This window comes from Streptomyces griseoaurantiacus, from assembly GCF_036189845.1.
In the GTDB taxonomy this organism is placed as follows: Bacteria; Actinomycetota; Actinomycetes; order Streptomycetales; family Streptomycetaceae; genus Streptomyces; species Streptomyces griseoaurantiacus.
The window spans coordinates 3,080,457-3,106,261 of the sequence record NZ_CP108326.1; the positions used below are offsets into that span (position 1 = coordinate 3,080,457).

General features: G+C 73.3%; 22 protein-coding genes, 1 tRNA gene and 1 pseudogene. 11 read left to right on the top strand and 13 right to left on the bottom strand.

Annotated features, from left to right (window positions below; translation table 11 throughout):
• The 7 genes and pseudogenes from OHB09_RS13580 to galU form a co-directional block, all read right to left on the bottom strand.
• A tRNA-Ala gene (locus OHB09_RS13580) sits at nt 1-74 on the bottom strand.
• Between the two features lie 82 nt (nt 75-156).
• Nucleotides 157-1,440 carry a divisome protein SepX/GlpR gene (gene sepX, locus OHB09_RS13585; RefSeq protein ID WP_328922037.1) on the bottom strand — a complete coding sequence of 428 codons (1,284 nt, stop codon included), beginning with the start codon at nt 1,438-1,440 and terminating at the stop codon, nt 157-159.
• Nucleotides 1,441-1,594: 154 nt separating this feature from the next.
• The gene (locus tag OHB09_RS13590; RefSeq protein ID WP_078631269.1) at nt 1,595-2,218 is read right to left on the bottom strand and encodes a GNAT family N-acetyltransferase; all 624 of its coding nucleotides are present in this window, start codon (nt 2,216-2,218) and stop codon (nt 1,595-1,597) included.
• A gap of 110 nt (nt 2,219-2,328) precedes the next feature.
• A pseudogene (locus OHB09_RS13595) lies at nt 2,329-2,868 on the bottom strand (MogA/MoaB family molybdenum cofactor biosynthesis protein); the annotation flags it as partial.
• Nucleotides 2,865-3,344 carry a cyclic pyranopterin monophosphate synthase MoaC gene (gene moaC, locus OHB09_RS13600; protein ID WP_006143890.1) on the bottom strand — a complete coding sequence of 160 codons (480 nt, stop codon included), beginning with the start codon at nt 3,342-3,344 and terminating at the stop codon, nt 2,865-2,867. The pseudogene OHB09_RS13595 and the gene moaC, both read right to left, overlap by 4 nt.
• A gap of 165 nt (nt 3,345-3,509) precedes the next feature.
• Entirely contained in the window at nt 3,510-4,883 is a 1,374-nt protein-coding gene (gene glp, locus OHB09_RS13605) for a molybdotransferase-like divisome protein Glp (protein WP_234527237.1), read from the bottom strand.
• Nucleotides 4,880-5,824 carry a UTP--glucose-1-phosphate uridylyltransferase GalU gene (gene galU, locus OHB09_RS13610; protein WP_040897117.1) on the bottom strand — a complete coding sequence of 315 codons (945 nt, stop codon included), beginning with the start codon at nt 5,822-5,824 and terminating at the stop codon, nt 4,880-4,882. Before galU ends, glp begins: the two co-directional genes overlap by 4 nt.
• A 102-nt stretch (nt 5,825-5,926) precedes the next feature.
• On the opposite strand from galU, the gene OHB09_RS13615 reads away from it, so the two are divergent.
• Entirely contained in the window at nt 5,927-6,553 is a 627-nt protein-coding gene (locus tag OHB09_RS13615) for a 5-formyltetrahydrofolate cyclo-ligase (RefSeq protein WP_328919521.1), read from the top strand.
• A gap of 102 nt (nt 6,554-6,655) precedes the next feature.
• On the opposite strand, the gene OHB09_RS13620 is transcribed toward OHB09_RS13615, so the two are convergent.
• Nucleotides 6,656-9,547: a penicillin acylase family protein gene (locus OHB09_RS13620; protein ID WP_328729183.1), complete on the bottom strand. Its 2,892-nt coding sequence runs from the start codon at nt 9,545-9,547 to the stop codon at nt 6,656-6,658.
• A 402-nt stretch (nt 9,548-9,949) separates the two neighbouring features.
• Between OHB09_RS13620 and OHB09_RS13625 the strand changes: the two genes are divergently transcribed.
• From OHB09_RS13625 to mscL, 6 genes are all read left to right on the top strand, one after another.
• Nucleotides 9,950-11,500, top strand: a complete 1,551-nt coding sequence (locus OHB09_RS13625; RefSeq protein ID WP_006143895.1) for a potassium/proton antiporter — start codon at nt 9,950-9,952, stop codon at nt 11,498-11,500.
• A 193-nt stretch (nt 11,501-11,693) separates the two neighbouring features.
• The gene (locus OHB09_RS13630; protein WP_093599149.1) at nt 11,694-12,989 is read left to right on the top strand and encodes an MFS transporter; all 1,296 of its coding nucleotides are present in this window, start codon (nt 11,694-11,696) and stop codon (nt 12,987-12,989) included.
• 69 nt (nt 12,990-13,058) lie between these two features.
• Nucleotides 13,059-13,403 (top strand): FmdB family zinc ribbon protein, encoded by a 345-nt coding sequence (locus OHB09_RS13635; protein WP_319351302.1) that lies wholly within the window; start codon nt 13,059-13,061, stop codon nt 13,401-13,403.
• A gap of 209 nt (nt 13,404-13,612) precedes the next feature.
• The gene (locus tag OHB09_RS13640; protein ID WP_319117900.1) at nt 13,613-14,488 is read left to right on the top strand and encodes an S-methyl-5'-thioadenosine phosphorylase; all 876 of its coding nucleotides are present in this window, start codon (nt 13,613-13,615) and stop codon (nt 14,486-14,488) included.
• 451 nt (nt 14,489-14,939) lie between these two features.
• Nucleotides 14,940-15,614, top strand: coding sequence for an RcpC/CpaB family pilus assembly protein (locus tag OHB09_RS13645; RefSeq protein ID WP_407077326.1), 675 nt, complete (start codon nt 14,940-14,942; stop codon nt 15,612-15,614).
• Nucleotides 15,615-15,722: 108 nt separating this feature from the next.
• On the top strand, nt 15,723-16,205 hold the full coding sequence (mscL, locus tag OHB09_RS13650; protein WP_006143900.1) for a large conductance mechanosensitive channel protein MscL: 483 nt from the start codon (nt 15,723-15,725) through the stop codon (nt 16,203-16,205).
• A 61-nt stretch (nt 16,206-16,266) separates the two neighbouring features.
• Here the strand turns inward: mscL and OHB09_RS13655 are convergent, their stop codons facing one another.
• Complete coding sequence (locus OHB09_RS13655) at nt 16,267-16,449, bottom strand: hypothetical protein (RefSeq protein WP_191854952.1); 183 nt, start codon at nt 16,447-16,449, stop codon at nt 16,267-16,269.
• A 59-nt stretch (nt 16,450-16,508) separates the two neighbouring features.
• On the opposite strand from OHB09_RS13655, the gene OHB09_RS13660 reads away from it, so the two are divergent.
• The 3 genes from OHB09_RS13660 (at nt 16,509) to OHB09_RS13670 (ending at nt 19,950) form a co-directional block, all read left to right on the top strand.
• Nucleotides 16,509-17,546: a P1 family peptidase gene (locus tag OHB09_RS13660; protein WP_191854951.1), complete on the top strand. Its 1,038-nt coding sequence runs from the start codon at nt 16,509-16,511 to the stop codon at nt 17,544-17,546.
• 225 nt (nt 17,547-17,771) lie between these two features.
• Nucleotides 17,772-18,992: a L,D-transpeptidase gene (locus OHB09_RS13665; RefSeq protein ID WP_167793953.1), complete on the top strand. Its 1,221-nt coding sequence runs from the start codon at nt 17,772-17,774 to the stop codon at nt 18,990-18,992.
• 169 nt (nt 18,993-19,161) lie between these two features.
• The gene (locus OHB09_RS13670; RefSeq protein WP_006143904.1) at nt 19,162-19,950 is read left to right on the top strand and encodes a DUF6227 family protein; all 789 of its coding nucleotides are present in this window, start codon (nt 19,162-19,164) and stop codon (nt 19,948-19,950) included.
• 27 nt (nt 19,951-19,977) lie between these two features.
• Here the strand turns inward: OHB09_RS13670 and OHB09_RS13675 are convergent, their stop codons facing one another.
• From OHB09_RS13675 to OHB09_RS13690, 4 genes are all read right to left on the bottom strand, one after another.
• The gene (locus OHB09_RS13675; protein ID WP_191854950.1) at nt 19,978-20,247 is read right to left on the bottom strand and encodes a hypothetical protein; all 270 of its coding nucleotides are present in this window, start codon (nt 20,245-20,247) and stop codon (nt 19,978-19,980) included.
• Between the two features lie 176 nt (nt 20,248-20,423).
• Complete coding sequence (locus OHB09_RS13680; RefSeq protein WP_319351299.1) at nt 20,424-22,538, bottom strand: PTS fructose transporter subunit IIABC; 2,115 nt, start codon at nt 22,536-22,538, stop codon at nt 20,424-20,426.
• A gap of 88 nt (nt 22,539-22,626) precedes the next feature.
• On the bottom strand, nt 22,627-23,574 hold the full coding sequence (pfkB, locus tag OHB09_RS13685; protein WP_319351298.1) for a 1-phosphofructokinase: 948 nt from the start codon (nt 23,572-23,574) through the stop codon (nt 22,627-22,629).
• Entirely contained in the window at nt 23,571-24,332 is a 762-nt protein-coding gene (locus tag OHB09_RS13690; protein ID WP_006143908.1) for a DeoR/GlpR family DNA-binding transcription regulator, read from the bottom strand. The genes pfkB and OHB09_RS13690 overlap by 4 nt, the downstream gene beginning before the upstream one ends.
• A 200-nt stretch (nt 24,333-24,532) precedes the next feature.
• On the opposite strand from OHB09_RS13690, the gene OHB09_RS13695 reads away from it, so the two are divergent.
• Nucleotides 24,533-25,504: a helix-turn-helix transcriptional regulator gene (locus OHB09_RS13695; protein WP_319351297.1), complete on the top strand. Its 972-nt coding sequence runs from the start codon at nt 24,533-24,535 to the stop codon at nt 25,502-25,504.
• Nucleotides 25,505-25,805: the final 301 nt, after the last annotated feature.

Consider the following 25,805-nt stretch of genomic DNA (forward strand, 5'->3'; position numbering starts at 1 on the left):
TGGACCTGAGGGGATTTGAACCCCTGGCCCCCTCGATGCGAACGAGGTGCGCTACCGGACTGCGCCACAGGCCCTTGCAACGAGTGAAACTCTAGCATCCCCGTCCGGGTGCTTGGTAATCCGTTCCCCGGCAGGTCAGCCGAGGCGCGGCGGGTCTCATTCGTTGGCGGCGCGGGGGCGGTCGCCGTCCTCGTACTGGTCGAAGAGGGGGGTCCGGCCGCGGCCGCGGGAGCGGCGGGCCGAGGCGGCGCGGCGGGCGTCGCTGCGGTCGGAGCCGCCCTCGGGCTTCTCCTCCGCCGGGCCGGCGGAGGACTCCTCGCGGGCGGCGCGCTCGCGGGTCTCGCGCGGGCGTCCGCCGGCGGCGTGGTCCGTGCCGGTCTCGGGGGCGGCCGCGCTGGAGCGGGCCGCGCTCCAGGTGTCCGGGGCGGACAGGTCGACGTGCGGCGTGGCACGGGGGGCGACCGGCGCGGTGACGTAGGTCGGCAGGGGCACCGGGACCGGGTCCCAGCTCTCGCCCTGGCCGGGCCGGCGCTGCCGTTCGCGCTGCTGGTCGACCCACTCCGCGTGGTCGGTCTGCTCGACGAGCGCGCGGCGGTCGGCGGCGAGCGCGGAGAGTCCGGGGTCCGTGGCGGGTTCGGGGCTGTCCTCCGGTTCGTCGCTGTCGGCGGCCACGGTGGCCGGGCGCTGCCGGGGCCGGCGCTCGCGCAACCGCTGGGCGGCGACCTCGGCGCGCTGCCGGTCCATCTGGTAGGCGAACCGCTTGCGCTCCTGGGCCCGCAGATGGGCGATGTACCCGCTGAGCAGCACGGCCGGGGCCGCGGGCGCCCACAGGAAGGCGAGTCCGCCCACGGCGGCGACGACCGCTCCGACGGTGAAGGCGAGGAACAGCATCACGGTCGTGCGGCGCCGGCGCGCGAGCACCTTGGAGCGCCGGGCCCGCGCGAGGGCCTCCGCCGACTGCGGCCGCCGGGCGGCCGGGACGGAGCGGGCGGGCACCTTGGCGGCCTGCTGCCGCTCGGGCTGCCGTTCGGGGGCGTCGTGCTGCGACCGGGCGGCCGGGACACCCGGGGCCTCGCTCCCCGAGGGCGCGGGCTGGGCGGCCTTCTGGGAGGGCACCGGCGCGGACCGCTGCGGTGCGGGGGCGATCCGGGTGTGCGTCGCCTGACCGGCCGGGGGCATGGCGAAGGCCCGGACGTCCACCGAGGCGGTGACGTCGTCCGGGTCGGCGTCGCGCTCCGACTCGTCGGCGGAGCGGGCGCGCAGGTCCCTGGCGTACCGGCGCTCCATCCCCGCCCGTCCGGAAAGCAGCCGGATGGCGGTGCTGAAGCGTTCCGTCGGACGGGCCTCGTTCAGCTCGTCCTGCCTACGGAGCCACATCGGCACCAAGTAGGCGGCCCAGGCCCCGACAATGACTGCGTAGATGAGGCCGCTGCTGCTCACGCTCACACGGTAGAGGGGTTTGCGTGAGGCCATCCGCCAATTGAGCCGGTGTGTCGCACGATCTGGCTGATATTTCGAGCTTTTTTTGTGATCGATGCAGTCACAAGCCCGATCACTCCGGGATTTAATTCGAACACATTTCTTATTTGCGGTTTCAGCCGGCCGCCTCGGCCCGTCGGCGGCGCCAGCGGGTGAGCAGTCCTTCGGGGACCTCCTCCGCGGTCAGCGCGAAGACGAGGTGGTCGCGCCAGGCGCCGTCGATGTGGAGATAACGCGGGCGCAGCCCTTCGTCGCGGAATCCGAGTTTCTCCACCACGCGCCGGCTCGGCCGGTTCTCCGGGCGAATGCAGACCTCGACCCGGTGCAGTCCGACGGTGCGGAAGCAGTGGTCCACGACGAGGGCGACGGCCGTCGGCATCACCCCTCGGCCCGCGACCGCCTCGTCCACCCAGTAGCCGACGTGCCCCGAGCACATCGAGCCCCAGGTGATTCCGGCCACCGTCAACTGGCCGACCAGGCGGCCCTGGTACTCGATGACGAAGGGCAGCATCCGGCCGGCGTTCGCCTCGGAGCGCAGGTGCCGGACCATCTGACGGTAGGTGGGGCGGTGGACGATCGGGCCGCTGGGCGTGGGCGGCGGGATCGTGGCCTCCCAGGGCCGCAGCCAGTCGCGGTTGCGCCGGTTGACCTCGCGCCAGGCGCGCTGGTCGCGCATTCTTATCGGCCTCAGGACGACGTCGCCGTCCGTCAGTTCGACGGGCCACGAGGGGGTGTTCAGCGCGCACCCCCGGTGCTCGGTCCGGCGTGCCCGCCCGCGTGGCCGTGGTCGTGGACGTGCCCGCCCGCGTGGCCGTGGACGTGCCCGCCGGCGTGGGCCTGGACCTGGTCGCCCGCGTGGGCCTGGACGTGGTCGCCGCCGCGGAGTTGGTCCACCGCGTGTCTCAGCAGGGGTTCGAGGACCGCGAGGCCGTCCTTCACCCCGCCGGTGGAACCCGGCAGGTTGACGATCAGGGTGCTGCCCGCCACGCCGGCCAGGCCCCGGGAGAGGGCGGCGGTGGGGACCTTCTCGCGGCCGTACGCGCGGATGGCCTCGGCGATGCCGGGGACCTCGCGGTCGAGCACCGCGCGGGTGGCCTCGGGGGTGCGGTCGGTGGGCGAGATGCCCGTGCCGCCGGTGGTGACGATCACGTCGTAGCCCGCCTTCGTCCCGGCGCGCAGGGCGGCTTCGACGGGGTCGCCGTCGGGGACGACCCGCGGGCCCTCGACGGCGAAGCCGAAGCGGCGCAGGCCCTCCGCGATCAGCGGGCCGCCCCTGTCCTCGTAGACCCCGGCGGCGGCCCGGTTGGAGGCGGTCACGACCAGCGCGCGGTACGGCGCGCCGCCCGGTGCGGCCCCGGATGCGGTGCCCGGTGCGGCCCCGGGTCTCATGAGCGGCTCCAGTCGCCCGAGGCGCCGCCCGTCTTCTCCTCGACCCGTACGTCCGTGATGACCGCCCCCTTGTCGACCGCCTTGACCATGTCGATCACGGTGAGCGCGGCGACGGAGACCGCGGTGAGGGCCTCCATCTCGACGCCCGTGCGGTCCGTGGTGCGCACCGCGGCCCGGATCTCCACGGCGTCGTCCGCGACCGACAGGTCCAGCTCGACGCCCGACACCGACAAGGGGTGGCACAGCGGGATGAGGTCCGGGGTGCGCTTGGCGCCCATGATGCCCGCGATGCGGGCGGTCGCGAGCGCGTCGCCCTTGGGCATCCCCTCCCCACGCAGGAGTTCGACCACGCGCGGGGAGACCAGCACGCGGCCGGTGGCGCGGGCGGTGCGCTCGGTGACGGCCTTGCCCGAGACGTCGACCATGCGGGCGGCGCCCGCGTCGTCGAGGTGCGTCAATCGGTCCTGCGTGCTCATGTGGTGTGCGCTCCCGGTCACGGCCCGGGGTCGGGCGCCCGGGCCTGTGTGCAGCGACACGCTACCGCCAACCGGCGCCGGGCGGCCGGACGGGAGCCCCCGTATCGGGGCCGGCGGCACCCCCCGCGGGGACCGCCGGCCACCGCCGGCCGTGCCTGCGGCCCGTCAGCCGAGCAGCACGACCTCGACCTCCGTGCCGGGCTCAACGGACTCCACGTCCTCCGGAACGACGATCAGGGCGTCGGCGTGCGCGAGGGCCGCGACGAGGTGCGAGGAGGCCCCGCCGACGGGGGCCACCTCGCCCTCGGCGTACCGGCCGCGCAGGAACTGGCGGCGGCCCGCGGGCGAGGTCAGCGCCTTCTCGGCGGTGAGGACGGCGCGGAGGGTGGGCCGGTGCACGTCCTCCAGGCCCATCAGGGCACGGATCGCGGGCCGGACGAACAACTCGAAGGAGACGTACGAGGAGACGGGGTTGCCCGGGAGGGCGAGCAGCGGGATGTGGTCGGGGCCGACGACGCCGAAGCCCTGGGGCTTGCCGGGCTGCATGGCGAGCCTGCGGAAGTCGACACCGGGCCCGGCCGGCGTCTCCTCCCTGTGCTCGGTGCCCTCGTCGGCCTCGGGGTCCCCGGCGACCTCCGCTCCGCAGACGGAGGACAGTGCCTCCTTGACGACGTCGTACGCCCCGACGCTCACTCCGCCGGTGGTGACGACCAGGTCGGCGCGGACCAACTGGTCCTCGATCGTGGCGCGCAGGATGTCGGCGTCATCGGTGACGGCGCCGACCCGGTAGGCGATCGCCCCGGCGTCCCGGGCGGCGGCGGTGAGGGCGAAGCTGTTGGAGTCGTAGATCTGGCCGGGCCGCAGTTCGCCGCCGGGCTGGACCAGTTCGCTGCCGGTGGAGATGACCACCACGCGGGGGCGCGGGCGCACCCGTACGGAGGCGTGGCCGACGGCGGCGAGCAGGGCGATCTGGGAGGGGCCGAGGATCGTGCCGGCCTCCAGGGCGCGCTCGCCCGCCGTGGTGTCGCTGCCCTTGGCGCGCACGTGCGCGCGTGCCTCGGCGGGGCGGTGGACGAGGACCTGCCCCGAGGCGCCCTCGGGGGCGGCGCTGTGGGCGGTCATCCTGCTGACCGGGCCGCCGCCGAGACCGCCGTCGGTCCACTCCACGGGGACGACGGTCTCCGCGCCGGGCGGCAGCGGGGCGCCGGTCATGATGCGGGCGGCCTGCCCGGGGCCCACGTGCGGCGGGTCCCCGGCGCCGGCCGCGACGTCCCCGACGACCGTCAGGGCGGCCGGGAACTCCTCGCTCGCGCCCGCGACGTCCGCGACCCGTACCGCGTAGCCGTCCATGGAGCTGTTGTCGAACGGCGGCAGCGACACCGGCACCATCACGTCCTCGACGAGGACGCAGCCCTGGGCGTCGAGGAGTTGCAGCTCGATGGGTTCCAGGGGGCGGACGGTGGAGAGGACGTCCGAGAGGTGCTCGTCCACCGACCACAGGCGGTCCGGGTCCTCGGGGCGGGTCGCGGCGGCGTTCACGTTCGCTGCATCTCCTCGGTCACGTAATGGCGGAGCCAGGCCCGGAAGTCGGGTCCCAGGTCCTCACGTTCGCACGCGAGTCTGACAATGGCACGCAGATAGTCGCCGCGGTCGCCGGTGTCATAGCGCCGGCCCCGGAACACGACGCCGTGCACGGGGCCGCCGGCCCCGCCCTCGGCGGTGGTCGCCGCGGTGTGGTTCTCGGCCAGTTGCTGGAGGGCGTCGGTGAGCTGGATCTCGCCGCCGCGGCCGGGCTCGGTCGTGCGCAGTATGTCGAAGATGCGCGGGTTGAGGACGTAGCGGCCGATGATGGCGTAGTTCGACGGGGCCTCGGCCGGCTCGGGCTTCTCGACCAGGCCGGTCACCTCGACGACGTCGTCCTCCTCGGTGGGTTTGACGGCCGCGCAGCCGTAGAGGTGGATCTGTTCGGGCGCCACCTCCATGAGCGCGACGACGCTGCCGCCGGTGCGCTCCTGGACCTGGACCATGCGGGCGAGCAGGGGGTCGCGCGGGTCGATCAGGTCGTCGCCGAGGAGGACGGCGAAGGGTTCCGCGCCGACGTGCGGGGCGGCGCACAGCACGGCGTGGCCGAGGCCCCGGGGGTCGCCCTGGCGGACGTAGTGGATGGTGGCGAGGTCGCTGGACTCCTGCACCTTGGCGAGCCGTCCGGCGTCGCCCTTGCGCTGGAGGGCCGACTCCAGTTCGTAGTTGCGGTCGAAGTGGTCCTCCAGGGGGCGCTTGTTGCGGCCCGTGATCATGAGGACGTCGTCGAGCCCCGCGGACACGGCCTCTTCGACCACGTACTGGATCGCCGGCTTGTCCACGACCGGCAGCATCTCCTTGGGAGTGGCCTTGGTCGCCGGCAGGAATCGCGTACCGAGGCCCGCCGCGGGAATGACGGCCTTGGTGATCCTGCTGATCCTTGGGTTCGACTCAGTCATGTCCGTCACCATATCGGGTCGATATGTGTGGAATATGTCGACCTGATCGACCCGCTCTCCTATGAGCCCTTTGGAAAGGTACGGAATCTGCCCGTGAGTCACATGGGAGCCGGAGCCGAGTCTGCCAAGCGCGGGTTGCGGCGGGAACTCCTCGCGGTGAGGCGGGGATTGACGGCGGATGACGTCCAGGAGGCGGAGAGGGCGCTCGCGGGGCGGGCGGAGGGGCTTCCGGAGCTGGCGGGGGCGCGCACGGTGGCGGCGTACGTCTCCGTGGGGCGCGAGCCGGGTACCCGCGCGCTCCTGGACGGGCTGCACGCCCGCGGAGTGCGCGTGCTGCTGCCGGTCCTGCTGCCCGACGACGACCTCGACTGGGGCCGCTACACCGGACCCGGCTCGCTGAACGCCGTGGAGCGCGGCGGCCGGATGACGCTCTGGGAGCCCGCCGGGGAACGGCTCGGCCCGGAGGCGGTGCTGGCCGCCGAGGCCGTCCTGCTGCCCGGCCTGGCCGTGGACGGGCGCGGGATGCGGCTGGGACGCGGCGGGGGCTCCTACGACCGGGTGCTGGCCCGGCTGGCACGCGCGGGCGCCGCACCCGCGCTGGTGGTCCTGCTGTACGACACCGAGCTCGTGCCCGAGGTGCCGGCCGAACCGCACGACCGCCCGGTCCACGCGGCGGTGACGCCTTCGGGCGTGTACCGCTTCGGCACGTCGCCCGGCGGACCGGCGTAGCCCGTTGCCGGCGCGAGGGCGCCGGGGCGGCACGAAGGGCCCTCCACGCCTGTGGAGGGCCCTTTCCCCGTGCCGGTGCCCCGAGGGGCCGGGGCTACGCGCTCACGGCTTCAGCACCAGCGTGTCGCCCGTGCTGCCGTCGACCGCCTTGCCGGTGAAGTTCCAGGGCAGCAGCTCGCCCTCGACCCACTTGTCGGTCTGGTCGGTGTAGTGCGCGCTGTAGGCGTGCCCCGAGGCCCCGGTGAGGTTGATCCACTTGGACTTGTCGAGGTCCCCGAGGTTGACGACCATCCGCATCGAGGGCACCCACAGGGCCTCGTACCCGCCGGCCGCGTTCCAGCCGGTGGCGTTGACCGTCGCCTCGCCGCCGCTGAGCTTCCAGGGGCCCCGGTTGAGCATGAACTTGAGGAACGAGGGGCCCTCGGTGCCCAGGGTCTGGTTCTTCAGGTTGAGCTGGTGCAGTCGGCCCCAGCTCCAGGAGTCGACGTCCTTGCCCATCTTGGCGGTCAGTTCCCAGCGCGCGTCCCGCATGGCGCGGGCGAACAGCTCGTCGCGGGTCTTGGTCGCCTTGTCGGTGCGCGTCCCCGGCGACTGCCACCAGGCGTTGTCCTGGTCGTCGAGGAGGTTGCGCACCACCTCGAACCAGCGGTCGCCGCCGTCCGGCTGCGCCTGGGAGGCGTCGCGCTGCCCGCACTCGCGCACCTTGCGGTCCTCGTCCGCCGGGCCGGTGTTGTCGGCCGGCTCGACGTAGAGGCACTCGCCCTTGACGCGCAGCTCCTTGGGGAGCTTGTCGCCGAACGCGAGCTGCAGGATGTTGCGCCACACGGAGTTGAAGTAGGCGGCCGCGCCCGAATCGGCGTCCTGGGTGTAGTCCCAGCCCTCCAGGAGCTTCTGCGCCTCGCGCACGTACTTGTTCGACACGTCGATCTTGAGCAGCTTGGGCACGAGCAGCTTGGCGATCTCGCTGCTGTTGTCGAGCTGCATCTGGCGCATGTCGTCGGTGGAGATCTTGCCGCCGTCGTCGATCTTGGACTTGATCAGGTCCGTGATGCGCTGGCTGCGGCTGCCGTAGCCCCAGTCCGTGGTCAGGACGTAGGGGTACTTGTTCTTGGCGACCACGGCCTGGTTGGCGGTGACGATGTAGCCGCGCTTCGGGTTGTACTCGTGGGGCAGTTCGGCCTGCTTGAGGAAGCCGGTCCACTTGTGCTTCGAGTCCCAGCCGGGCACCGGGACGGAGCCGTTGTCGCCCTTGGCGCGGGTGGGGATCCTCCCGGGGAGCTGGTAGCCGATGTTGCCCTTGGTGTCGGCGTAGACGAGGTTCTGCGAGGGCACCTCGAAGTCGGCCGAGGCCTTGCGGAAGCTCGTCCAGTCGGAGGCCTTGTCGATCTCGAAGACGGCGTCCATGGAGTTGCCCGGGTCGAGCGCGGTCCAGCGCAGCGCGAGCCCGTAGCCGTCGCCGCGGTCGGGGGCGGCGGTGTCGACGGTGGCCTTCTTGCCGACCTTGACGAGCTCGTCGTCGCGGTCGGAGAGCAGGGGGCCGTTGTTGGTCTCGCGGACCACGATCGTCTTGCTCTTGCCGCCGGCGACCTCGATGGTCTCCTTGCGGGTGGTGAACGGCACGGTCTTGCCGTCGTACAGGTAGCCCTCGCCGCTGAGCTTCTCCAGGTACAGGTCGCTGACGTCGACCCCGGAGTTGGTCATGCCCCAGGCGATGTCCTTGTTGTGGCCGATGACGACCCCGGGCAGCCCGGCGAAGGTGTAGCCGGCGACGTCGTACTGGCACGTGCGGGAGACGGTCCGGCAGTGCAGGCCCATCTGGTACCAGACCGAGGGCAGCGAGGCCGACAGGTGCGGGTCGTTGGCGAGCAGCGGCTTGCCGGTGATCGTGTGCGAGCCCGCGACGACCCAGGAGTTGGAGCCGATGCCGTTGCCGTTCACGCCGACGGCCGTGGGGACGTCGTCCAGGACGTTGTACAGGCCCGCGAGCTGGCTCTGAACGCCCGATCCGGTGCCCCCGGCCGTGGAGGAGCCGGTGCCGCCCGTCGTACCCGTGGTGGTGCCCGTGCCGCCCACCGTGCCACCCGTGCCCGTCGTACCGCCGGTCCCCGTGGTGCCGCCGGTGCCGGTGCCGCCCGTGGTGCCGCCCGTCGTGCCGCCGACGCCCGTGCCGCCCGAGGTGCCCGTACCCGTACTCGTGCCCGTGGCGCTCTGGTCGAACGTCTGGGTGAGCGCGTCGTACGCGCCCTCCTGGACGATCGGCTTGTTGCGGCCGTAGGGGTACGCCGGGTAGAGGTCCGCGATCTGCTTGGGGCCGAGCCGGCTCGTCATCAGGGCGCGGTCGATCTCGTCCTGCATGTTGCCGCGCAGGTCCCAGGCCATCGCCTTGAGCCAGGAGATCGAGTCGACGGGCGTCCACTCCCGCGGCTTGTAATCGTTGGTGAAGCCCAGCGCCGCGTACTCCAGGGAGATGTCCTTGCCGTCCTTGCCCGCCAGGTAGGCGTTGACGCCCTTGGCGTAGGCCCGGAGGTACTTCTTCGTGGCGGGCGCGAGCTTGGTGTCGTACTCCTTCTTCGCCACCCGGTCCCAGCCCAGCGTGCGCAGGAACTCGTCGTTGTCGACCTGGCCCTTGCCGAACATCTCCGACAGGCGCCCGGAGGTCATGTGGCGGCGCACGTCCATCTCGTAGAACCGGTCCTGGGCCTGGACGTAGCCCTGGGCCATGAAGAGGTCCTCGTCCGAGGAGGCGTAGACCTGCGGGATCCCGTAGGAGTCCCGTTTCACGTCGACGGGCCCGGACAGGCCGTCGAGGGCTATCGATCCCTTGGTCTGCGGGAACGAGGCGCGCACGGTACTGACCGACCAGTACGCGCCGAAGGCCACGCCCGCGACGACGGCCAGAACCAGCACGATGACGAAGAGACGGCCTCTGCGCCCCTTCTTCCTGCCGGACTTGCCGGGCTCCTGACCGGAAGAGGCGGTGGTGTTGGGGGGCATCGCTGTCCTTGCGTCCTTACACGAGCTGCAGACGGGCAGTGCTTACGGGCGGTGGTCACGGGCGTTGCTGGGGGCAGTGCTTTCGGCTGGGCCTGTCGGCTCCGCTTTCGCGCGAGCGCTGGAGCAACCATAGGCGCAGGGCCCCCCGGGCCTTGACGCGGAGTCGGGAACCGGCCGGACGGGAGTTCGACGAAGCCGCGCTCACGCGTCAAGGAAGCGTCAAGAGTTAGGTAAGGTAACGAACTACCGGTATCGAAGCGCGCGACAGCGTCCGCCCCTCGATGCTCGAATTGCTCCGCACCTGCCCGGAATGTCCGCCCGGGCGGCCCGGGGAGCCCTTCGGGAAAGGAACAGCCGCTGACTGTCCACCACCTCAACCAGCTCCTGCTCGTCTGCTCGCTCGTGCTGCTCGTCGCGGTGGCGGCGGTGCGCATCTCCTCGCGCAGCGGGCTCCCCAGCCTGCTCGTCTACCTGGGCATCGGCATGGCCATGGGCCAGGACGGTCTCGGCCACATCAACTTCAGCAACGCCGCGCTCACCCAGGTCATCGGCTACGCGGCCCTGGTCGTGATCCTCGCCGAGGGCGGTCTGGGCACCAAGTGGAAGGAGATCAGACCGGCGCTGCCGGCCGCCTCCGCGCTCGCCCTCGGCGGCGTCGCGGTGAGCGTCGGCATCACGGCCACGGCGGCGCACCTGCTGATCGGGCTGGAATGGCGGCAGGCGCTCATCATCGGGGCGGTGGTGTCCTCCACGGACGCGGCGGCGGTCTTCTCCGTCCTGCGCAGAATTCCCCTGCCCGCGCGGGTGACGGGCGTCCTGGAGGCCGAGTCCGGCTTCAACGACGCCCCCGTGGTCATCCTCGTCGTCGCCTTCTCCACCGCCGGACCCGTGGAGCACTGGTACTTCCTGGTGGGCGAGATCGCGCTGGAACTGGCGATCGGCGCCGCCATCGGCCTCGCGGTGGGCTGGCTCGGCGCCTGGGGCCTGCGGCACGTGGCGCTGCCTGCCTCCGGCCTGTACCCGATCGCCGTCATGGCCATCGCCGTCACCGCGTACGCGACCGGCGCCCTCGCCCACGGCAGTGGCTTCCTCGCCGTCTACCTGGCCTCCCTGGTCCTCGGCAACGCCCGGCTGCCGCACTCGCCGGCCACCCGCGGCTTCGCCGACGGGCTCGGCTGGATCGCCCAGATCGGCATGTTCGTCCTGCTCGGCCTGCTGGTCGTCCCGCACGAGATGGGCGACGACGTGGTGCCCGCGCTCCTCGTCGGGCTGATCCTGACGATGGTGGCGAGACCGCTCGGGGTACTGCTGTGCCTGACCCCCTTCCGGGTGCCCTGGCAGGAACAGGTGCTGATGTCGTGGGCCGGGCTGCGCGGCGCGGTGCCCATCATCCTGGCGACGATCCCCATGGTGAACGGTGTCGAGAACAGCCGCCGCATCTTCAACATCGTCTTCGTCCTCGTCGTCGTCTACACCCTCGTCCAGGGGCCGACGCTGCCCTGGCTGGCCCGCAGACTCGGGCTCGGCCGGGGCGACGAGACGGCGGACCTCGGCATCGAGTCGGCGCCCCTGGAGCGGCTGCGCGGCCATCTGCTCTCCATGGCGATCCCCGAGGGCTCCCGGATGAACGGCGTCGAGATCCGCGAGCTGCGGCTGCCCGCCGGGGCCGCCGTCACGCTCGTCGTGCGCGAGGGGAAGTCCTTCGTGCCGGGCCCCGCGACCGTCCTGGCGCGCGGCGACGAACTCCTCGTCGTCGCCACCGACCCGGTGCGCGACGCGGCCGAGCGCCGGCTGCGCGCCGTCGGCCAGGGCGGCAAGCTCGCCGACTGGCTGGGGGAATCCGGCAACGGGCCCCGGCAGAGCGCCGCGGAACGGATCGGGCCGGGCGGTGACGGGCCCCTGAAGGGCCGGGCGCTCCGGCGCCGGGGGGCCCGGAAGGCGGGCTCGCGGTAGCATGAACGGCGTACTTGATCGAACCAACTCTGCCTGACGCAGAGCTGGCGCGACCGTATGGCGGCCGGGCGGCCCCCCTTCAGGGCCCCGGCATCTACCGCAGTCCGCGCAAGAGGACAGCTCTCGGCGTCGCCCCACACGCGCGTGAGCCGTACCCGGGGCGGCGCTACCAGGCGGCAGAAAGGCACGGGCCGTGGCATCCACGGTCACCTCGACGTCGTCGTCCCGCCCCGGCTACGGGCAGTTGCTGCGTACGCGCGGCGCCTGGACGTTCCTGCTCCCCGGCTTCGCGGCGCGCCAGCCCTTCGCGATGCTCACCCTCTCCCTCGTGCTGCTCGTGCAGCACACCACCGGCTCCTACGGGGCCGCAGGCGCCGTCGCCGCCGTCACCGGCGTCTCCATGGCGGTGTTCGCCCCCTACGGGGGCCGTCTCGCCGACCGGCACGGGCAGCGCGCGGTGCTGCTGCCCGGCGTCCTGGTGCACGCCGCCGCGGCCCTCGCCCTCACGGCGCTCGCCCTCGCCGACGCGCCCCTGTGGGCGCTGTTCGCGCTGGCCGTCCCCACCGGCGCCTCGGTGCCGCAGGTCGGGCCGATGGTGCGCGCCCGCTGGGGGGTGAAGCTGCAGGGCTCGCCGCTGATGGTGACGGCCACCGCGTTCGAGTCGGTCACCGACGAGCTGACCTTCGTCCTCGGCCCGCTGCTCGCGACCGCCCTGTGCACCGCCGTGCACCCCTCGGCCGGACTGCTCACGGAGGCGGCCCTGACCCTCGTCGGAGGCGTCCTGTTCGCTGCGCAGAAGGGAACCCAGCCGGTGCCCGGAAAGGCCCTGCCGGCGGACGCGGAGGGCGGCTCCCCGCGCGCGGGGAGCGGTTCCGCGCTGGGCGTGCCGGGGGTGCGGGTGCTGGTCGTCGCCTTCCTGGGCATCGGTTCCGTCTTCGGCGGCATGCAGGTCGCGCTCGCGGCGTTCACCGAGTCGATCGGGGAGCCCGGTCTCAACGGCGTCCTCTACGGCGTCTTCGCCGCGGGAAACATGCTCTCGGGCGTCGTCTGCGGCGCGATCGCCTGGAAGGTGGCGCCCCGCCGCCGGCTGCTCCTCGCGTACACGGCGCTCGCGGTGACGGCCTCCCTGCTGTGGACCGGCCACTCGGTGGCCGTCCTCGCGGCCGTGGGCCTGCTGGTCGGCATGTGCATCGCGCCCGCGCTGATCACCGGCTACACGCTCGTCGAGGACCTCGTCCCGGCGGGCTCCCGCACCGAGGCGTTCACCTGGCTCACCGGCGCGGTCGCGCTCGGGCAGGCGGCCGCGGTCACCGTCGCGGGACAGCTGGAGGACCGGCTGTGGGACGGCGCCGGGTTCCTGGTGCCGATGGGCGGCACGGTGGCGGCCCTGGTGGTGCTCCTGGCGCTGCGCGCGCTGCTCGCGGGACGGCCCTCCGGGCGCACGGTGGCACGTGGCGTCGGTCACCGCACACCGATGACAGTGGACTGAACGCGGGGAATAGGTCACTATTGACTGTCGTTAGCACTCACTGAGCAAGAGTGCCAGGAGGAAGTCACAGTGCCGACGTACCAGTACCAGTGCACCGAGTGCGGCGAGGGCCTCGAGGCGGTGCAGAAGTTCACCGACGACGCCCTGACCGTGTGCCCGAACTGCGAGGGGCGCCTGAAGAAGGTGTTCTCCGCCGTCGGCATCGTCTTCAAGGGCTCCGGCTTCTACCGCAACGACAGCCGCGGCTCCTCGTCGAGCAGCACGCCCGCCTCGTCGTCGAAGTCGTCCTCGTCCGCGACGTCGGGATCCAACGGGTCCTCGGCCTCGGGTGCGTCCTCCTCGGGCGCCTCCTCCTCCGGTTCCTCGTCGAGCTCCTCGAGCTCCACGAGCACCTCCTCGAGCTCCGCGGCCTGACCTGGCGGCCGGCCCCGCTCCCGGGGCCGCGCCCGATCCGGCACTCGCTCTTTCCCGGGCCCCGTCGTCCCGCGACGACGGGGCCTTCGGTGTGCGTACGGCCGTGGACGCGTGCGTGTGTGGGCTTGCGTGCGCCGCCGCCCCCGGCGTTCCGATTCCGAAAGGTGTGCGGCCGCCGGCCCGTGCGAGCGGGCGGCTAGGGTGCGGGCATGGTGCAGCAGCAGACGGAGAACGCGCAGGCGCAGGTGCCGGGTGGGGCCGCGGAGATCGGCGTCATCGGGGGCTCGGGGTTCTACTCCTTCCTCGAGGACGTGACCGAGGTCCGCGTCGACACCCCCTACGGGGAGCCCAGCGACTCCCTGTTCCTCGGTGAGATCGCGGGGCGCCGGGTCGCCTTCCTCCCCCGCCACGGCCGCGGCCACCATCTGCCGCCCCACCGCATCAACTACCGCGCCAACCTGTGGGCCCTGCGCGCGGCCGGCGTCCGGCAGGTGCTCGGCCCGTGCGCGGTAGGCGGACTGCGCCCCGAGTACGGCCCCGGCACGCTCCTCGTCCCGGACCAGTTCGTGGACCGCACGAAGTCCCGGCAGCAGACCTACTTCGACGGGCTGCCGCGACCCGAGGGCACCGTGCCGAACGTCGTGCACGTCTCGCCCGCCGACCCGTACTGCCCCGCCGGCCGGGAGGTCGCGCTGGCGGCGGCGCGGGGACGGGACTGGGAGCCGGTGGACGGCGGCACGCTCGTCGTCGTCGAGGGGCCGCGGTTCTCCACCCGCGCCGAATCGGAGTGGCACCGGTCGCAGGGCTGGTCGGTGGTCGGCATGACGGGCCACCCGGAGGCCGTGCTCGCCCGTGAGCTGGAGCTCTGCTACACCTCGCTGACCCTGGTCACGGACCTGGACGCAGGCGCGGAGACCGGCGAGGGCGTCTCCCACGAGGAGGTGCTGCGGGTGTTCGCGGCGAACGTGGACCGGCTGCGGGGCGTGCTGTTCGACGCGGTGGCCGCGCTGCCGCGGAACGGCGAGCGGGACTGCCTGTGCGCCACGGCGCTGGGCGGGATGGATCCGGGGTTCGCGCTGCCTTAGCGCGGGAGGGCTCGGAGTTCGGGGCTCAGGGTTCGGAGTTCGGGGTCTGGGGTCTGGGGTTCGGGGCTCGGAGTTCGGGGCTCGAGGTCCGGGGGGTTCGCGCTGCCGTAGCGCGGGGTTCGGGGGCAGGGGCTCGGGGTTCGGGGCTCGAGGTCCGGGGGGTTCGGGGTCCGGGGCTCGGACGCCGTTCGAACGCGGTGGGGCGGACGGGCGGACGTCCTCGTTCGGGTGAGCGGGATATCCACAACCGGGCGGTGGTCCACAGGCTCCGGCGGAGTCGGCGGCGGGGCGTCATCGTGGGACGCGCGGAGCGGCCACGACGGCCGCACGCCGACCGCACGACGACCGCACGAAGCAGGTGGAGACACCCATGACGCCCCCGCGTTTCCCCGACTCCCGCACCCACCACCCCGCCCTCCCCCCTTTCTCAGGCCCCGTCTCCGTCCCCTCCGTGACCGACGCGGACGCCGCCTTCCGCCCCGACGCCCGGGACACTCCCCCGGCCTGCTCCGTGCCGCATTTCGCCCCCGTGCGGGTGCCCGGCGGCGCGGGCCGGCTGCGACGGCTGGTCCGGCAGCGCAGGCGGGCCGTGGCGGCGGGGCTGGCGGTCACCGCCGCCGCCCTGATCGCGGCGGGTCCGCATGCCGAGGGGCGACCGCGCGGGCACCCGGACGACACGGCACGGGCCCGGGCGAGCACCGCCCGGGCGGCCTCCTCGCCGCACCACCGGCCCGCTCGGGCCCCGACGGTGACGGCGCCGGTGCGGATCGCGGACGCGGCGACCGTGGGGTTGCTACGGCCGGGCGACCGGGTCGACGTGATCGCGGCCGACGGCGGCGGAGCCGCGCGGGTGGTGGCGGCCGGGGCGCGGGTGGTGGAGGTGCCGGGAGCGCCCGGCGGACGCGGAACGGACGGGACCGGCACAGGTACCGGGACCGGCACAGGTACGGGAACCGGCTCGGGGACAGGGACCGACACCGTCGCCGAGGCGGCGCCGGACGCCGGGACGGGCCCCGGTACCGGGGCGGAGCCCGGTGCGCTGGTCGTGCTCTCGGTGCCACGCGCGGAGGCCGCCCGGCTGGCCGGGGCCGGTGCGGCGGGACGGCTGGCGGTGACGCTGCGGTGATGCGGAACACCTCGTTCGCGTGGACGCGAGAGGCGCGGACCGGACCGATTGTCGTAAGTTGCGGAGTCGTTTGTTCCGTAGTTCGTGCGTGAGTGAAGGGGTTCATCGGTGAGCGAGATGAAGGGATCCGGCGTCTGGGAGGGCTTCAAGGCCTTCCTGATGCGTGGAAACGTCGTCGATCTGGCCGTCGCGGTGGTGATCGGAGCCGCGTTCAGCAACATCGTGAACTCGGTGGTGAAGGGCATCATCAACCCGCTGGTCGGGGCGATCGGCACCAAGAACCTGGACAGCTACAGCTCGTGTCTCACATCCCACTGCGAGGTGGCGAAGGACGGCACGGTCACCCACGGCATCCAGATCATGTGGGGCTCGGTTCTCGGCTCCACGCTGCAGTTCCTGATCACGGCGACCGTCGTGTACTTCCTGATGGTGCTGCCGATGGCGAAGTACCTGGCCCGGGTCGAGGCGCGCCGCAGGGCACGGGAGGACACCAAGGGCTCGGTGGTGGAGGTCACGGAGCTGGAGGTCCTCCAGCAGATCCGCGACACCCTGGTCGCCCAGCGTGGCGGCAGTCACGACGCCCGGCGCTGACGGCGCCGGACGAGGGCCGTCGCGGGAGAGCGCCGCGGGGACCGGCTCGGCCGCCGCCGGCTCAGACGTGGTGCGGGGGCTTCTCGTCGAGGAAGCGCTTCAGATCGGCGGCGGAGCTGTCGCCGGCCGGCCGCTCGCCCCAGCCCCGGTCGGTGTCGTCCGAGGACTGCCGGTACTGGTCCATCGGATCGTCGAAGACGAGAGCCGCCGGTGTCGGCTCGGGGGGCGTGGAGTCGCTGTGCATGCCTCCAGCGTACGGCTCGGCGGGGCCCGACGGCCGGGAGCCGGCGGGAGGATGGGCACATGGACACCGAGACCGATGCGCTGACGGACGTTGCGGGGCTGCGGGTGGGGCATGCCACCCGGGCCGGGGGCGGATGGCTGACCGGGACGACGGTCGTACTCGCCCCCGAAGGGGGTGCCGTGGCCGCCGTGGATGTGCGCGGTGGCGGGCCGGGGACGAAAGAGACGGACGCGCTGGACCCGCGCAACCTGGTGCGGACGGTGGAGGCGGTGGTGCTGACCGGCGGCAGCGCCTACGGGCTCGACTCCGCCTCCGGTGTGATGGCGTGGCTGGAGGAACGGGGACGCGGGGTGCGGGTCGGCCCCGATCCGGGGCACGTGGTGCCGGTGGTGCCCGCGGCCTGCGTGTTCGACCTGGGGCGGGGCGGTGACTTCGGGGCTCGTCCGGACGCGTCCACCGGCCGGGCGGCCGTGGAGGCGGCCGCGGGCCCGGAGGGCACGGCGGTGGCGCAGGGGTGCGTGGGGGCCGGCACGGGCGCGGTGGTCGGTGCGCTCAGGGGCGGGGTGGGCACCGCGAGCACGGTGCTCGGCTCGGGCATCACCGTGGGCGCCCTGGTGGTGGCCAATGCCGCGGGTTCGGCGGTGGATCCGGCAACGGGCGCGCTGTACGGGGAGTTCTGGCAGGGACGGCGGGTCGCATATCCGGCGGCCGAGGTGCACGAGGCGGCGCGGAGGCGGTTGGAGGAGGCGGCGGCACGGCGGACGGCGCCGCCGCTGAACACGACGCTGGCGGTCGTGGCCACGGACGCGGCGCTGTCGAAGGCACAGGCGCGGAAGGTCGCGGGCACCGCGCACGACGGCATCGCGCGGGCCGTCCGCCCGGTGCACCTGCTGAACGACGGCGACACGGTGTTCGCGCTGGCCACCGGTGCCCGACCGCTGCCCGAGGGCGATCCCCTGGCGCTCAACGAGGTGCTCGCGGCGGGGGCGGACCTGGTGACCCGGGCGATCGTGCGGGCCGTCCGGGCGGCCCGGTCGCACGAGGGTCCGGGCGGCGACTGGCCCTCGTACGGGGAGCTGTACGGCAGCGCCTTCTGACGGTCCCGCACCTCGGCTCCCAGTGCGTCAACGGCCGTGGTGCGGGGCGACATTGTCCCGGTTCTGTCACGCGACGGGGTCGGAGCCGTACGGGCGGGAACCCAGGTCGGCGGGCCGTGCTCTTGTTTCACGTATCGCAGCGGACAGACGCATCGCACTGACGACGCCGACGCTGACGACACCGACGACAGCGACAGCGACGACACCGACGACTGGGAGAACCTCGTGACTACGCCGGACATGACAGCGCGGCGGCGCGTACTCGGGGCCGCGGCCGCCCTCGTGGTCGGCGCCCTGACCCTCACCGCCTGCGGCGGGGACGCGAGCGCGGACAACGGCAAGGGCGGCAAGAAGTCCGACACCAAGGCCTCCGCCGCACGCATCACCATCTCCGCCGAGGACGGTTCGGACAACGCCTCGATCAACGCCACGGGCGTGAAGGTCAGAGGCGGGAAGCTGACCGAGGTGAAGATGACGGTGGCCGGCTCGGACAAGCCGGTCGAGGGCTCGGTGTCGGCGGACGGGGCGACCTGGAAGCCGAAGGAGCAGCTGGAGCGCGGCACCAAGTACCGCATATCCGCCCTGGCCAAGGACACCGACGGCCGTCCGGCCGCCGCCAACTCCGTCTTCACCACGGTGTCGCCCGCGCACAGCTTCATCGGCACCTACACGCCCGACGGCGGCAGCACGGTCGGTGTGGGCATGCCGGTGTCGTTCACGTTCAACAAGGCGATCAGCGACAAGAAGGCCGTGCAGTCGCACATCACCGTCACCTCCAGCAGCGGCCAGAAGGTCGCCGGGCACTGGTTCGGCACGCAGCGCCTGGACTTCCGGCCCGAGAAGTACTGGGACGCGAACTCCAAGGTGACGATGAAGATCGACCTGGACGGCGTGAAGGGCGCCGACAACGCCTACGGCGTGCAGAAGAAAACGGTCACCTTCACCGTCGGCCGCTCGCAGGTCTCCACGGTCGACGCGGCGAGCCAGACGATGACGGTGGTCCGTGACGGACGGACCGTCAAGACCGTCCCGATCTCCGCCGGCAGCCCGCAGAACACCACGTACAACGGCCAGATGGTCATCTCCGAGAAGTTCCAGCAGACCCGGATGAACGGTTCCACGGTCGGCTTCGGCGGCGAGTACGACATCCCGGACGTGCCGCACGCGATGCGCCTGACCTCCTCCGGCACCTTCATCCACGGCAACTACTGGTACAACCAGGGCAATCCGCCCTTCGGTCGCGAGGGCACCAGCCACGGCTGCGTCGGCATGGCGGACGTCCGGGGCGCGCAGGGCGACACGGTCGCCAAGTGGTTCTACGACAGCTCGCTCATCGGTGACGTCGTGATCGTGAAGAACTCCCACGACAAGATCGTCTCGCCGGACAACGGCCTCAACGGCTGGAACATGCCGTGGTCCCAGTGGACCGCCGGAAGTGCGGTCTGACGAGGGGTTTCCACGGAAGATCGGGGCAACGGGGCGGGCCTCGCGGGAACATCCCGCGAGGCCCGCCCGTTTTCCGTGCGTAGGTTTTCTCGGTTCACGGACACGATGTCCGACCGAGGGGCTACGGTATGCACCCACCAGGTGACATGCAGCGACGCCGGGAGCAACCTTGAGCGTTCCGTACGAGACCGCAGCGTACGAGCCCTTCGAGTCGCCCGAGTCTCCGGAGGAGCAACTCGAGCGGCTGCTCGGCCGTGCCCTGAACTCCTTCGAACTGCCCGACGAGACGATACGCCTGCTCGACTGCGCGCTGGCGTACGCCACTTCACTGCACTCGGCGCACCACAGCGCCGGGCTGCACCGGGAGACCCACCGCCACACCTGGCTGCTCGCCGACGGTTCCGCCGTGACGCTCTGGGAGCTGGTGCACAACACCGCCCCGGGCGGTCTCCTCCAGCACGAGGTGTACCTCGACGAGGAGGAGTTGCGCACCGCCACCGCCCGGCTGCCGCTGCCCCCCGACGCCCCCGAGTTCGAGCTCTCGTTACCGGCGCGGCCGGCCCCCGTTCCCGAGCCCCGGCACTTCTACGTGCCCGACGACTCCGCGGACCACGTGCGGCGGCTGCTGCGCCGCGCGGAGAACTCCGACTCGCCGGACGCGGAGCTGTCCGCACTGCTGCTGAACTCCGCCTCGGCGCACCAGATCTCCCAGGCCTTCGGGCGCATCGGCCGCGCCCGCCGCGCGGGCCTGAGCCTCTCGCTGTACGAGCACGCGTTCCTGCTGCGGGACGGGCGCGAGATCTCCCTGTGGGAGGTCGAGCACACGGCGACGCCGGACGGCCGCCACATGTGCGAGGTGTACGCGAGCGAGCGTGCGGCCCGGGCGGCGATGGAACTGCGGGCGACGGCCTCCGACCGCATCCGGCCGAAGCGCCGCCCCGGCCCCGGGCAGCCCTGAGAACGAACCGCCCCGCTTCCGGCGGTGTCAGCCGGTGGGCCGGTGTCCACCTCCGTCGCCGAACTGCCGTACGAGACCGGCGAAGGCGTCCCGTTCGGCCTGGGTGAGTTCGACGGACTCCAGCCGTGGCGCCGCCCGATGGCGCGGCAGCGCGCCGAGCGTGCCCGTACGCTCCTGGACCGCGAGATAGGTGCGGTAACGACGCTGCAGGCGGACGAAGCCGGAGATCCAGAGGACGGCGGCCGCCGCGAGGAACACCCAGCCCAGGAACTGGAGTATCGGCACGTGCTCGGGCATGCCTCCAGTGAACAGCACGGATGCCTCACGCCGGGATGTCCGTCGTGGACCGTGACGAATCTCGCAGCACGCGCTCCGGCCCCGCCAGGCACCCCGATCCCGCTGCCTCCGTCCCCCGCTGCCTCCCGTCCGGCGCCGTCTCCTGCGCGCCCGCCCGTTCCGCGTCCGGCCCGCCGTCAGGCGGTGACCGACTCCTTCGGCACAGCGGCGGAGGCACCGGACGTCTCCGGGCCCCCCTCCGCGTCCTGCGCGCCCTGCCTCCGCAGGCCCTTGAGGACGATCACCGAGGCGGCGCTCACGCACACCCCGGCCGCGAGGGCCACCAGGTAGAGGAACGGGTTGCCGATCAGCGGCACCACGAAGATGCCGCCGTGCGGGGCCCGCAGCGTGGCGCCGAAGGCCATCGACAGCGCCCCGGTGACGGCGCCGCCCAGCATCGAGGAGGGGATGACGCGCAGCGGGTCGGCCGCCGCGAACGGGATGGCGCCCTCGGAGATGAAGGAGATGCCCAGCACCCAGGCGGCCTTGCCGTTCTCCCGCTCGGTCCGGGTGAACAGCCCGCCCCGCACGGTGGTGGCCAGCGCCATCGCCAACGGCGGCACCATGCCGGCCGCCATCACCGCGGCCATGATCTTCATGGCGCTGTCGCTCGGGTCCGCGACCGCGATGCCGGCGGTGGCGAAGGCGTAGGCGACCTTGTTGACGGGGCCGCCGAGGTCGAAGCACATCATCAGGCCGAGCAGCGCGCCGAGCAGCACGGCGTTGGCGCCGCCGAGGCCGTTCAGCCAGTCGGTCATGCCCTTCTGGGCGGAGGCGATGGGCTTGCCGATGACGACGAACATCAGGAAGCCGACGACCGCCGAGGAGACGAGTGGGATGACCACCACCGGCATGATGCCGCGCAGCGCCGCCGGTATCGGCGCCCGCCCGATCGCCATGACCACCCCGCCGGCCAGCAGACCGGCCGCCAGGCCGCCGAGGAACCCGGCGTTGACGGTGAGCGCGATCGCCCCGCCGACGAAGCCGGGGACGAGACCGGGGCGGTCGGCCATGCCGTAGGCGATGTACCCGGCGAGGACGGGCACGAGGAAGCCGAAGGCGACGCCGCCGATCTGGAAGAGCAGGGCGCCCCAGCTGTCGGCCTCGGTCCACACGAAGTGGTCCATCACGGACGGTGCCTTGTTGACCGTGTAGCCGCCGATCGCGAAGCCGAGGGCGATGAGCAGGCCACCCGCGGCGACGAAGGGGACCATGTAGCTGACGCCGGACATCAGCCAGGTGCGCAGGCGGGTGCCGTAGCCCTCGCCGGGTGCGCCGGCCCGGTCGACGGGGGTGCCGGCGGCCGGGGCGGTGGCCTCTCCGCGGGCGGCCTTCTCGCGGACTTCGGCGATCAGTTCGGCGGGGCGGCTGATGCCCGCCTTCACACCGGTGTCGACGGTCGGCTTCCCGGCGAAGCGTTCCTTCTCCCGCACGGGCACGTCGTGCGCGAGGATCACGCCGTCGGCGGCGGCGATGACGGCGGGGTCGAGCCGGGTGAAGCCGGCCGAGCCCTGTGTCTCGACGACCACCTCGACACCGGCCTCGCGGCCCGCGTTCTCCAGGGACTCGGCGGCCATGTAGGTGTGGGCGATACCGGTGGGGCAGGAGGTGACGGCGACGATCCGGAAGGGCCGCGCGGCACCGTCGGCACCAGCACCGGCACCGGATCCGCCTCCGGATCCGCCTCCGGCATCCGCACCGACTTCGGCGCCTGCCTCGCCCCCGGCCTCCGCATGGGCCACACCGGGCCGCGCATCGGGCACACCGGCCTCCGCACCGGCCTCCGCACCGGCCGCACCGCCCTCCGCCCCCTCCTCGCCCCGGATGAGGGCGGCCGCCGCCCCCGCGTCCGTGACCGCCCGCAGCGCGGACGTGAACTCCGCGTCCATGAGCTGCCGGGCCAGCGAGGACAGGATCGTCAGGTGGGCCTCGTCCGCACCGGCCGGGGCGGCGATCAGGAAGATCAGGTCGGCCGGGCCGTCCGCCGCCCCGAAGTCGATCCCGGCGGTGCTGCGCCCGAAGGCGAGGGTGGGTTCGGTGACGTGGGCGCTGCGGCAGTGCGGGATGCCGATGCCGCCGTCGAGGCCGGTCGGCATCCGGGCCTCGCGGGCGGCGACGTCGGCGAGGAAGCCGTCCAGGTCGGTCACCCGCCCTCGGGCCAGCATCCGTTCGGCGAGGGCGCGGGCCGCCGCTTCCCTGGTGTCGGCGGAGAGGTCCAGGTCGACCAGGTCCGCGGTGATCATCTCGCTCATCGCGAGCTCCTTCGCACGCGTATCGCCCGGGACAGCTCGTGGGCGGAGGGGGTGGGGACGAGAAGGGGGACGGGGGGCGGGGTGGGGTTCATGTCGCCGGTTCCGACAGGGGCCGGTCGAGGGGGATGCGGGCGGTCACGGTCACCGCGCCGGGGTCCAGCTCGGCCGGGCCCGGCATGACGCTGCCGGGCAGCCGGACGGCCGCGGCCCCGTGGGCGACGGCGGAGGCGAGCGCCTCCGCCCCCCGTCCGCCGGCGAGCAGGAACCCGGCGAGCGAGGCATCGCCGGCACCGACGTTGCTGCGGACGAGGGCCACGGGTGCGCTGCCGAAGCGGGCGCCGTCGCCGTCCACCAGGAGCTGCCCGTCGGCGCCGAGGCTGGCCAGGACGGTGCCTGCGCCCCGCGCGCGCAGTTCCTCGGCGGCCTTGAGTGCGTCGCCGACCGTGGCCAGGGGGCGCCCGACGGCTTCCGCGAGCTCCTCGGCGTTGGGCTTGACCAGGTCAGGGCGCTCCCGCAGGGCGTGGCGGAGGGCGGGCCCGGAGGTGTCGAGGGCGATGCGGACCCCGGCCACGTGGGCGCGGGCGACCAGGTCGGCGTACCAGGACGGGGCGAGGCCGCGCGGAAGACTGCCGCAGCAGGCGATCCAGTCGGCGCCGGGGGCGTGCCGGCGCACGGTGTCCAGCAGGGCTTCCTGCTCGGCGGCGCTCAGTTCCGGCCCCGGTGCGTTGATCTTCGTCAGCACGCCGTCGGCCTCGGCGAGCGCCACGTTGGAGCGGGTGGCCCCGGCGACCGGTACGGAGGCGACCTCGATGCCCTGCGCGTCGAGCAGATCGGCGACGAGCGCGCCGGGCGCACCTCCCAGGGGCAGGACGGCCACCGTGCGCCGGCCGGCCGCGGTGACCGCGCGGGAGACGTTGACGCCCTTGCCGCCGGGGTCGACGCGTTCGCCGACCGCCCGGACGACCTCGCCGCGGTCGAGCGAAGGGATCTCGTAGGTGCGGTCGAGGGAGGGGTTGGGGGTGACGGTGAGGATCACGCGCGGACCACTTCCGTGCCCTCGCGTTCGATGGCGGCGGCCTCGTCCGCGTCCAGCCCGCTGTCGGTGATCAGCAGGTCCACGTCGTCGAGTCCGCCGAAGCGGGCGAAGTGCTCCTGGCCGTGCTTGGCGGAGTCGGCGAGCAGCACCACGCGCCGGGCGGCGGCGACGGCCGCCCGTTTGACGGCGGCCTCGGCGAGGTCGGGGGTGGTCAGCCCGTGGGCCGCCGAGAAGCCGTTGGCCGCGAGGAACAGCACGTCGGCCCGGATCTCGGTGTAGGCGCGCAGCGCCCAGGCGTCCACGGCGGCGCGCGTGCGGTGCCGGACGCGCCCCCCGACGAGGTGGAGCTGGATGCCGGGGTGGTCGGCGAGCCGGGCGGCGATGGGCAGGCTGTGCGTGACGACGGTGAGTTCGGCCTCCAGCGGGAGCGCGGCGGCCAGGCGGGCGACCGTCGTGCCGGCGTCGAGGATCAGGGTGCCGCCGGGCGGGAGTTCGGCGAGGGCTGCCCGGGCGATGCGGTCCTTCTCGTCGGCGGCGGTGGCCTCGCGTTCGGCGAGGTCGGGTTCGAAGTCGAGGCGGCCGGCCGGGATGGCGCCGCCGTGGACGCGCCGGACGAGGCCGGCGCGGTCCAGGGCCTTGAGATCGCGGCGGATGGTCTCGGCGGTGACCTGGAACTCCTCGGCGAGCGAGACGACGTCGACGCGGCCGCCCTCGCGGGCGAGGCGCAGGATCTCCTGCTGCCGCTCCGGTGCGTACATGTCCGTTCGCCTCCGAGGGATACCCGGCCGGGATGCCCGGGTGTGTGGTTTCGCCTGCGTTCGAAGGGGAGGTTACGTCCGACCCGGAGGAAAGTAAACAGATTCGGGCTGCAATCAGAAGTGAACGGGCATCCCTCTCTCCGCCTGCCGGACCCCGCATTAGGACCGGACCGGTCCTCTTCGTGCGGCACCCTGTGAGCATGACGACGGACACGCCCGCACGGCTCCTCACGTTGCTCTCCCTGCTGCAGACGCCGCGCGAGTGGCCCGGTGGGGAGCTGGCCGAGCGGCTCGGGGTGTCGCGGCGGACCGTGCGGCGGGACGTCGACCGCCTGCGGGAGCTGGGGTATCCCGTGCGGGCGAGCCGCGGCGCCGAGGGCGGCTACCGGCTGGTGGCCGGGACCGCCATGCCGCCGCTGCTGCTCGACGACGAGGAGGCCGTCGCGATCGCGGTCGGCCTGCGCGCCGGTGCCGGGCACGCGGTGGAGGGCGTGGACGAGGCGTCGGTGCGGGCCCTCGCGAAGCTGGAGCAGGTGCTGCCCGGCCGGCTGCGCCACCGGGTCGCCGCCCTGGGAACCGCCACGACGGCGCTGACCGGCGGGGACGGTGCCCGGATCGCCCCCGAGACGCTCACCGTGATCGCCTCGGCGGTCGCCGGGCGGGAGCGGCTGCGGTTCGCCTACCGGGCGGCCGACGGCGCGGAGTCCCGGCGTCTGACCGAGCCGTACCGGCTGGTGTCGACGGGACGGCGCTGGTACCTCGTCGCCTACGACCTGCACCGCGAGGACTGGCGGACCTTCCGCGTGGACCGGGTCGCCGAGCCGTTCGCGACCGGCGCGCGGTACGCGCCCCGGGAGCTGCCCTCGGGGAGCGCGGCGGAGTACCTGCGGCAGTCGATGCACGCGCGCCAGGAGGCGTACGAGCTGGAGGTGAGCTTCGCCGCCGGGGCGGAGGAGCTCCGTGACCGGCTGCCGCCGTGGTGGGGCGCCCCCGAGCCGGTCGAGGGCGGCGGATGCCGGATACGGGCCCGGGTCTCCGACGCCCCGGAGTGGCTGCCGATGCGGCTGGCGATGCTGGAGGTGGGGTTCACCGTGCACCGGCCGGCCGAACTGGCCGAGCGCGTCCGGGAGCTGGGCGCGCGTCTGCTGCGGGGCGGGGGCGGGGAGGGCTGACGCAAAGGAGCCGGGCTCCGGCGTCGGGGGGAGACGCCGAAGCCCGGCTCTGGGAAGGTCCCGGCGCCCGGGGGGGGTAGTGCGTCGGGACGTGGTTCTGGGGGGCGGGACGGCCTGGTGGCCGTGGTCCGCGCGGGACGCGTGCAGTGCTCACGTACCGGGGTTCGAGCTTCTTGTGCCCCGAACCCCGCGGGTTGAAGCAGGGGCGCACCCGGTTGCGCGCGCATCTGGCCGATGCGCGCCCCCGTGTGACGCGCGGGCGCCACACAGGTGCGGGGTGCACCGCCGCGGGGCGGCGATG